Origin of the sequence: Streptomyces thermospinosisporus, assembly GCF_039526425.1 — a bacterium.
GTDB lineage: Bacteria > Actinomycetota > Actinomycetes > Streptomycetales > Streptomycetaceae > Streptomyces > Streptomyces thermocarboxydovorans.
The window spans coordinates 1-9452 of the sequence record NZ_BAAAIZ010000119.1; the positions used below are offsets into that span (position 1 = coordinate 1).

Genomic DNA, 9452 nt, shown 5'->3' on the forward strand with positions numbered 1-9452 from the left:
GCCACCTTGCAGTCCGCTTAAAACAAGATCACCGGACTCCACGAAAGTCGGGGCAGCTCAGTCCGACGTGCCTTCACCGTCCATGACCTGAACCGAGAACTGTTTGCCGACTCGACCTGGGCGTTGGAGTACCTGGAGGACACAGCAGGCGGCCGGAACGTCATCCTGATAGACATCGGCGGCTACTTCGCGCCGTGCCTCGACACCCTGGTAGAGAAGTTCTCCGGCCGTGTCCTCGGCGTCGTCGAGGACACCGAGAACGGACACCAGCGGTACGCGGCACTCGACCGCCTGCCCTGCCCGGTCGTCTCGGTGGCCCGCTCCCCGCTGAAGGACTGCGAGGACCACCTGGTGGGCCGGTCCATCGTCTTCTCGACCGACGCCCTCGTACGCGCCCGCGGCGACATTCTGACCAGCCGAAATGCCTGCGTCATCGGGTTCGGCAAGGTCGGCCGGGCCATCGCTCAGACGCTGCGCGCCCAAGACCTGCGCGTCACCGTCCACGACACCGATCCAGTCAAGAGAGTGCAGGCGCATTCCCAAGGCTTCCGTACGAGCGCGTCGACGGCCGAGGCGCTGCGGGAGGCGGAACTCGTCCTGTGTGCCACCGGCAACCTCGCCCTCCGCCAGGGCGATTTCTCCGCCCTGCGCAACGGGGCGTACCTCGCCTCGGTAACGTCCTCAGAGGACGAACTTGAACTCGGCAGCCTCCATGGCCTCTACAAGCGCACCCCGGTCAGCGAGCATCTGACGCGCTACGAGATAACGGGCCACTACTTCTACGTCCTCGCTGACGGCGGCGCCGTCAACTTCGTGCACGGCGCCGCCGTCGGCTCATACATCCATCTCGTTCAGGCCGAGATACTCGCCGCCACCGCGGCCCTCAGCCACGGCCGCTTCCCGTCCGGTCTCCACGAAATGGCCGCACCCGACCGCCAGGACATCGCCAGGATCTGGTTCGACTACTTCGACAGGTGATTCCATGCCGCCTTCCCCCGACCACATCCGTGCCACCGTTGAGGGGTACCTCACCCGCCACCCGTCCGAGCGGGACGCCCTGGCTGCGCTCTTCGTCGCCCTTACCGGCGGGGACGATCCGACCAGCCGCAAGACCTTTCCCACGCACGTCACGTGCAGCGCCATCGTCATCGACAGCAACGACCGGGTGCTCCACATTCAGCACAACGCCACGGGCAAGGCTCTCGCGCCCGGTGGCCACAACGAGCCAGGGGACAGAGACCTACCTGGTGCCGCCCATCGTGAACTGGGCGAGGAAGCCGGCATTCCTCGCGATGCCGTCGTCCCCCTCCCCGGCTTTGAGACCGTGCCGCTGGACATCGACGTACACGACATCGCCGCCAACCCCGCGAAGGGCGAGCCGGCACACCGGCACGTCGACTTCCGCTGGGCCTTCCTCCTCCGGGCCGAACACGCCGTGACGCTTCAAACCGAAGAGGTCAGCGGATACGAGTGGCGGTCCTTCGAGGACTCTGCCTCGCCGACCGTCCGCGCCAAGCTCGTCCTCCTCCCCCGCCCCACCCATTCCTGACACTCACCGACGGGAGTACGCCGTGGCAGCCACCACCGCCGCACCGCCGAGCACCGCGCGCCGCCACCACATAGCGGTCATCCCGTGCCGCTGGGGAGCCTCCCGATTTCCAGGAAAGCCCCTTGCGCAGCTCGGGGACAAGCCGCTGCTGTGGCACGTCCACCAGCGCTGCCTGGAGGCAAAGCGCCTCGACGGGGTGGTGGTCGCCACCGATGACGAGCGCATCGAGGAGGTGTGCCACCGCCTGGGCATCGAGTGCATGCGGACCGGAGAACACCTCACCGGCACGGACCGCGTCGCGGAGTGCGCAGAACGCCTGCCCGCAGACGCCTACATCAACGTCCAGGGGGACGAACCGTTCATCTCCCCCACCGCGATTGACGCTGTCTCCCAAGCCATGGAGCATCTGGCACCCAGAGCCCTGGCAGTGAACGCATACACGGAGCTGGACGACGCCGGTGCCGTCCTGGACCACAACGTCGTGAAGGTCGTCGTCGACGCCGAGCACAACGCCCTCATGTTCTCCCGGCAGCCGATCCCCTACCCGCGCGGTGACCGGCCGAGGTACCTGCGTCAGCTCGGTCTCTACGGCTTCACCCGAACGGCCCTCGACACGTTCCGGCGTCTCCCTCAGGGGCCGCTGGAACGTACCGAAGGCGTGGAGATGCTGCGCTTCATCGAGCATGGCCACGACGTACGGATGCTCGGCGTCGCGGACGATGGGTTGGCGGTCGACACTCCCGAGGACCTCGCGAGGGCCGGCACCTTGTTGCGGACCCACACCGGGCGGGCGATCGCCCGCTTCTCCTGATGACCGCGGTCGACCGCCGCTCCCTGGATCCGGCGCTCTGCTCACACGCTTCGACGAGGCCGCTCCCGTCCCCGGCGCCGCAGCAGCATGCTCGGCGTTTTGGCCACCGCCGCTCCGACCTCTGACCCAGGGGCCGCAAGGGTCGATGCCACCCGCAAGCTCCGGCGCGCGCTGAATCCCAGGGTTACCAACACGACCGAAACACATGTGTTCGAAATTCCGGCCGGCTCGTTGAGCCACACGAACCAGCCGCACAACCGTCAAGGGGGACCACATTGACTTCGGCCAGAACACCAGCACATGCGACTCCCCATAACGTGACACGAGGGGATGGGTACTCGTACCGCGACGGTTCCGGCGTTATGGCCTCTGTGAGGATGATCACGGTCGCCACCATGGGGCGGTGGCTGCCCACGCCGGCTCTCCGGTCGCTGAGCTGCTCCGAGCCGGGAGGCGCCCGGTGAAGAGGTTCTTCGGACGCGTGCGGATGGCGGAGCCGGAGGTCTCCGACGCCGAGGAGGAGCTTTTCGGCGGTCCTCTGCGCTACGACTTGGGCTGGTCGGAACACGAGCGTGCCCGGCTCGACCTGACGATGATGTCGGCTCTGCGCTCCATGCCCGGTCTGGTCGGGGCGACCTTGCGGATGGCGTGGCGTGCCGACCGCCGCGCGCTGCTCACGGTCGCCGTCAGCGAGATCGGGCAGGGTGTCGCCGCGGCGGTCGGGTTGCTCGCGGTCAACGCCGTCATGCACGCGCTGCTCGGCTCGGGCACCCCCGAGCAGCGGCTGCACGCGGTGCTGCCGGGCCTGGTCGCCGCCGCAGCAGCGGCCGTGGTCAACTCGGGTCTGGCCGGCTGGTCCACCTCGCGGGCGGGCCGGCTGGAGCCGCTGGTCGAGCGGATCGCCACGACCCAGTACCTCGCCGCCGCCGCGTCGGTCGAACTGGAGGCCATCGAGGACCCGGAGTTCCGGCGGTTGATCGACGTCGCCCAGTACGGCGCCGGATCCGCCCGCCGCATGATCAGCGCCTGCGTCGCCGCGCTGAACGGGACCATCTCCCTGATCTCCACGGCCGGCGTGCTCACCATCCTCCACCCGGTCCTCCTGCCGATGCTGATCCTGATCGCGGCGCCGCGCGGCTGGGGCGCGATGCGGGTGGCGCAGGAGCGGTACGTGTCGGTCATGAGCTGGGTCGAGCATGTGCGGGCCAGCCGCCTCATCGGCAACCTGCTCACCGAGCGCACCGCCGCCCAAGAGGTGCGCATCCACGCCGTCGGGCCGTTCCTGCTCAGCCGCTACGAGCGGATGGCCGAGAGCGCCGAGGCCGAGCAGGAGCGGCTGGCCACCGGCAAAGCCGTCACCGAGTGGGTGGCCGCCGCGCTGTCCGGCCTGGCCATGGCGGCGACGTACGCGGCCATGTTCTGGCTGATCATGAGCGGGCACATGAGTCTGGCCGTGGCCGGGACCGCCGTCATCGCCGTCCGGTCCGGCTCGGCGAGCCTGGGCGCGCTGGTGATGAACATCAACCAGCTGCACGAGGAGTCCCTCTACGTCCGCGACCACGCCCGCTTCCTGGACGAGGCGGCGCGGCGCACCATTCCCAGCGGGGGCGATCCCGTTCCGGCGCGGGTGAGGCAGGTCGTTCTGGAAAAAATGAGCTACCGCTACCCGGACCGGGAAGCCCCCGCCCTGGACGAGGTCTCCCTCACGCTGCCCATGGGCTCGGTCACCGCCGTGGTCGGCGAGAACGGCTCAGGCAAGAGCACGCTGATGAAGGTGTTGTCGGGCCTGTTGCTGCCGCAGAGCGGGACCGTGTGGTGGGGAGAAGCGGACATCGCTTCCCTGGACCGCTCCGAGGTCTTCGACCGCGTCTCACTGCTCACCCAGGACTTCCAACGCTGGCCCGTGACAGCGGCGTTGAACATCCGGATCGGCCGGCCCGCCCGGCCGGCCGACCCCAAGCACCTGCAGCCTTCCGTGGACTACGCGGGTGCCGGACCGGTCATCGCAAAACTTCCCGACGGCCTGCGCACCCTGCTGGCCCGGATGTTCCGCGGCGCGAGCGAACTGTCCGGCGGCGAGTGGCAGAAGATCGGGCTCGCCCGGACCCACTGGCGCAGCGCCACCTCGGATGCCGACGGCGTGCTCATCGTGGACGAGCCCACCTCCGCCCTCGACCCGGAAGCGGAGATCGCCGCCTTCGACCGCATCCGCCGGCTCGCCGCCCCGAACCGGGCCGTCGTCCTGGTCACCCACCGCATGTCCGGCGTCCGCCACGCCGACCGCATCTACGTCCTGCACCACGGACGCCTCGTAGAGCACGGCAGCCACGACGAACTCATGGCCGCCCAAGGGCGCTACGCCTCGATGTTCGACGCGCAAGCCGCCCAGTACGCCCCCGCGGGCACCATCCCCCGCCCCGGCTCCCCCACCGTCGCAGATCCCGCATGACCCGTTCGAAAGGCCCCAGGGTGACGGCTCCCCCCACTACCGCGCAGGAACACGATGCCAGTGCACTGCGGCACCGGCTCGTCGATCAGCTCCTCGCGGCCGGCCACGTCCGCACCGCCAGTGTCGAGGCCGCCCTGCGCAGGGTTCCCCGCCATGCTTTCGCACCGGACGTGCCCGTGCAGACCGCGTACGCCGATGACATCATCCCCACCCGTCACACGCCCGACGGCCGGATCAGCAGCTCCGTCAGCGCACCATGGCTGCAGGCCGTGATGCTCGAAGCGGCCCGCATCCAGCCGGACGACCGTGTCCTGGAGGTTGGCTCTGGCGGTTACAACGCCGCCTTGATCGCCGAACTGGTCGGCCCGACCGGACAGGTCACCACCGTCGACATCGACCCAGACGTCACCGACCGCGCCGCCCGCTTCCTCGCCGCCGCCGGATACGACCGTGTCCGTGTCTTCACCGCGGACGCCGAGTATCTGCCCGCCGATGTCGTCCCCGAAGGCGGATTCGACGCGGTGATCGTCACGGTCGACACCTGGGATCTGCCGTGGATCACCATGGTCGCGGAGGGCGGGCGCCTCGTCGCCCCGCTACGCCTCCACCAGTACGTTTGGTCCATTGGGTTCACGAAACATGACGGTGCGCTCATCAGTGAGGAGCCACTCACGGTGTGCGGCTTCGTCCCCATGCGAGGCGCCGGCGCATGGGAACCGAATCTACGCACCATCCCAGGCTGCGGCATCCGCCTTGCCTTCGAGGACGGAACGCCCATGCCCGTCGACCAGCTGGCCCCGGCCTTCGGTATGGCGCCCTCAACGGTCCGTACGCACGTCACCGTCGGGGGTGAGGAACCCTTCGACTCCCTCACCCTCTATCTGGCCGGGGCTCTCCCCGGCTTCTGCCGCCTGTCCGTCGACCCGGACCACGACACCGGCCTCGTCAGTCCCCCACCCCCGCACTGGCCCGGCGCGGCCATGGTGCGTGGGAAGTCACTCGCCCGTCTGGCACACGAGCGGATCGGAGACGGCGAAACCGGCAACGGCGCCTACGAGTTCGTCATCCACGGCTACGGACCGGCCGGTCACCTGGCGGCCACAGAAATGGCCGAGCACGTCCGGCACTGGCAGCGCAACCACCGCGCCGCACCCTGCCCGCACATCACGGTCCAGCCCAAGGACGCCACCGGACCGACCGGCGCCTATACCGACGGCCTGCACGTGTTCCATAAGAAACACACGCGGATCAAGATCGACTGGCCCGTCATTCCCGGCGAAGCAGCGCCTGCAGCCCTTGCCGGCGCCCAAGACCATGAGCCCTGCTGTCCTGCCCGCTCGCAAAGCGGCCGAGTGGCGACCGTGCCGGCCACCGCCGACTACTGGGAGCCGCTCTGGGCCGGCCGACGCCGGTATCGCGAGGTCACCAGCACCGAGGCAGCGATGCTGACCGACCATGTCGGACCGGGCCACGGACGCCCGGCACTCGACATCGGCACCGGCGAAGGTTCACTCGCCCGCCACCTTCACCAGCTCGGTTACCGCACCATCGGCATCGACTTCGCGCCCAGCGCCATCGCCGCGGCCCGCAACACCCAGCGGGGCGACGGGCCGGCCTGGCACCTGATGGACTTCGTCTCCGACGACCTCAGCGCCCTGCCGGATGCCGCGTATGCGATCGTCACCTGCCGCCTGGTCTACCGGTGGATCGACGACAAGGCGGCCTTCCTCGACCGCGTCCGACAGGTCCTGGCGCCCGGCGGGACCTTCTGGGTCGTCACCGAACTCGCCGGCCGCCGCGAGGAGGACGATCCGTACAGGCACCTCGGGATCACACCCGCCGAGGCCGAAATCCTCACCGCGGGCTGGTCCGTAGTACGCACCGCCGATCTCGACGTGCTGCGCTGCTATGTACTCCGCCCCTGAACTGAGCACGGAGGTCGACGTGTTGGACATCGAGCATCAGACCCGCCTCGCCTGGGACACCTATGGAAAGCACCACCTGGAGCGCGCCACTCCCCTGCCGGAAGTGGAACGGATCAGCTGGGGCCCTGCAGCGAACGGGCCCGGGGACGCCCTCCTCGGGGACGTCGAGGGCCTGCGGGTCCTGGACATCGGCTGCGGCCCTGGTCGGCACGCCGCCCACCTGGCCCGCACCTACGGAGCGCAGGTGGACGGCGTCGATGCTTCCCTCAGCCAAATCGAGAGAGCGCGTGCCCGCTACCCCGATGTACCGGACCTGCGGCTGGTGCACGCCGACGCTGTCGAGTACCTGGGCACGACAGCCCCGTACGACGTGATCTACTCCCTCAGCACCTTCCACTTCCTCGACCCGCACCGGCTCTTGCCCGCCCTGTCGACCGCCGTCAAACCGGGCGGACGGCTGTACTTCACCGTGCTGCACACCAACTCCGCCGGGGATGGCCCCGCCTCGACCGTCACCCCACGCCCGGAGATCCTGCGGCTGGCCGGCGGCGACGATCCCACCGTGCACATGTGGGTGCTCACACCCGAGTTGTGGGAAGACCTGCTCGTCACCTATGGGTTCCGCGTGCGGGGCATCACCGTCCTCGACGCGCCGGAGAAGAACAACCACGCCTCCTACCGACTGTTCCAGGTCCACCGGCCGACCCGGATCACCGCCCGTCCCCGCACCGCGAAGCCACCCGTCGCCCATGCGGCCGTCGGCGTCGGGGCAGTGCTCCTCGGACCCGAGGGCCTCCTCCTCGGCCGACACCGGCTGGGCACACGGGAGCTGCCCGGCGGGACCGTGGAGCCGGGCGAGTCACTGCACGAGGCAGTCGTGCGCGAACTCGCCGAGGAGACCGGTCTGTGCGCCGACCCGGCCGACGTCCGTCTTCTCGGCATGTTCCTCGACCAGGTCGGCGACGTCGTCCGCATCACCTTCGGCGCGCTCGTCACCCACTGGCAAGGCGAGCCGGCCGACCAGCCTGGCGAGAGTGTCGGAGACTGGCGCTGGTGGCCGCTGGATGCCCTGCCGCCGGACCTGTTCGAATGCAGCGCCCAGATCCTCACAACCTGGCGCCCGGACCTCCCCATCGACCACGCCCCCGCCCGCTTCTCGCCCATCACCGACCCGCACACGACCGCCTCCGCGTCATCCCAGCCCTGACTGAGGCGGGCCTCGCCCGGTGAACCCCCTACCGCCTCACCCATCGCCGAATCAACAGGACGACCCCGTGACCACTCCACGCCGTGCCACGCCCGCCGATGCCGAAGGCATCACCCGCCTGCGGTCCGAGCTGATCCTCTCCCAGCCGCTCACCCCTGACTGGCTGGCCCTGTGCCGAGACCAACTGACCGAACGCCTCGAGGCTCACGGCGATGCCCGGGCCTACGTCGTCGAAGCACCCGAGGGAGGACTCGTCACCTGCGCCCTGGCACTCGTCAGCCCCGTACTGCCCGCAGCCCGGTATCCCAAGGGACTGGCCGCACGCATCCAAGCCGTGGCCACCCGGCCCGGGTACCGACGTCGCGGCTACGCCAAAGCCGCCCTCACCGCGCTCCTCAACGACCTGGAGCAGGAAGACATCACCCTTTTCGAACTGCACGCCAGTGACGAATCCAGGTCTCTGTACGAGGGGCTCGGATTCGTCAGCGATCCAGCACTGATGCGCAGAACCGCACTACCTCCGCAATCCCGCGGTCAGCACAGGTGCGGCGCTCTGACCGACGACTGGGACACGATCCAGCGTCTGGCCGACACGTTCAGCCGTCTCGATGCCGAGAACGGACTCGCGCCAGAGGAGCAATGGACCCTGCAAGTGCTCAAGCTCGCGGAAGAGGTTGGCGAGGCTGCGCAGGCCGTCATCGGAGCCCGGGGCACCAACCCGAGAAAAGGGCACAGCCACACGTGGACAGACGTCCAAGACGAGGTGGCCGACGCTGTCATCACTGGCATGGTCGCCCTCGCACGACTGCGTCCCGACGCACGTGAATACTTCACTGCCGTCCTGGCCCGAAAAGCCGCGAAGTTCCTTCCGTCACAGGATTCCGGCGACGAGCTGCTTCGCTGACGTAGCCCTGCCACGTGCTCCGCTTCTCGACGTGCTCAACCGCCTCTCCCGGCAGTGACGGATGCGGCCAGAGACGCATGGGCCCCGGCTGGACGTCGTCAGCCGGGGCCTGCATGCATGCAGAGACAGCGCAGCGGTTCAGGACTCGGTGTAGCGAGCGAGGAAGTCCAGCTCGGCTTGAGAGATCCGCCGCGGCCTGCCGGTCTCCAGGTTGTACGCGGCCATCAAGGTCGTGGCTTCGGCATACAGATGGTCCGCGTCACGGATTTCGTAGGCAAGTTCCAGCCTCGCCCCCCGGCAGGTGACGACCCTGACGTGCACGTCAACGGGCTCCTCGCGGTAGGACAGGGGAGCGCGGTAGTCCACGATGGAGCGGCTGACCACGCATGCGTGCTGGCGGCGGCCGACTTCGTCGGTGGGCAGCATCTCCTGGAACATCCGGGTCCTCGCCTCCTCCATGTACCGGGGGAAGAGTGCGTTATTGACGTGCCCGTACGCGTCCGCGTCGGCCCAGCGCAACGGGAGGGCATAGGTGTACTTCTTGAGCTGATCCCGGTTTCGTGGAGTCCCTGAAGCCAGGTTTATGATCCTGGCCCGAAGGAGAACC

The 9452-nt window shown here is 68.9% G+C and carries 8 protein-coding genes; 7 read left to right on the plus strand and 1 reads right to left on the minus strand.

Going from position 1 to position 9452, the window contains the following annotated elements; translation table 11 throughout:
• Positions 1–123 precede the first annotated feature (123 nt).
• From ABD207_RS29700 to ABD207_RS29730, 7 genes are all read left to right on the plus strand, one after another.
• Positions 124–978, plus strand: a complete 855-nt coding sequence (locus ABD207_RS29700; protein ID WP_425580868.1) for an adenosylhomocysteinase — start codon at positions 124–126, stop codon at positions 976–978.
• Positions 979–982: 4 nt separating this feature from the next.
• Entirely contained in the window at positions 983–1549 is a 567-nt protein-coding gene (locus ABD207_RS29705) for an NUDIX hydrolase (protein WP_344016350.1), read from the plus strand.
• Positions 1550–1571: 22 nt separating this feature from the next.
• Entirely contained in the window at positions 1572–2360 is a 789-nt protein-coding gene (locus ABD207_RS29710; RefSeq protein ID WP_344016351.1) for a 3-deoxy-manno-octulosonate cytidylyltransferase, read from the plus strand.
• Positions 2361–2847: 487 nt separating this feature from the next.
• The gene (locus tag ABD207_RS29715; protein WP_344016362.1) at positions 2848–4809 is read left to right on the plus strand and encodes an ABC transporter ATP-binding protein; all 1962 of its coding nucleotides are present in this window, start codon (positions 2848–2850) and stop codon (positions 4807–4809) included.
• On the plus strand, positions 4806–6734 hold the full coding sequence (gene fxlM, locus ABD207_RS29720) for a methyltransferase, FxLD system (protein WP_344016353.1): 1929 nt from the start codon (positions 4806–4808) through the stop codon (positions 6732–6734). Before ABD207_RS29715 ends, fxlM begins: the two co-directional genes overlap by 4 nt.
• Before the next feature lie 19 nt (positions 6735–6753).
• On the plus strand, positions 6754–7941 hold the full coding sequence (locus ABD207_RS29725; protein ID WP_344016354.1) for a bifunctional class I SAM-dependent methyltransferase/NUDIX hydrolase: 1188 nt from the start codon (positions 6754–6756) through the stop codon (positions 7939–7941).
• 67 nt (positions 7942–8008) lie between these two features.
• Positions 8009–8845, plus strand: a complete 837-nt coding sequence (locus tag ABD207_RS29730) for a GNAT family N-acetyltransferase (RefSeq protein WP_344016356.1) — start codon at positions 8009–8011, stop codon at positions 8843–8845.
• Positions 8846–8983: 138 nt separating this feature from the next.
• Here the strand turns inward: ABD207_RS29730 and ABD207_RS29735 are convergent.
• Positions 8984–9452 (minus strand): acyl-CoA thioesterase (locus ABD207_RS29735; RefSeq protein ID WP_344016357.1); only part of this gene is annotated, 469 nt, incomplete at its 5' end.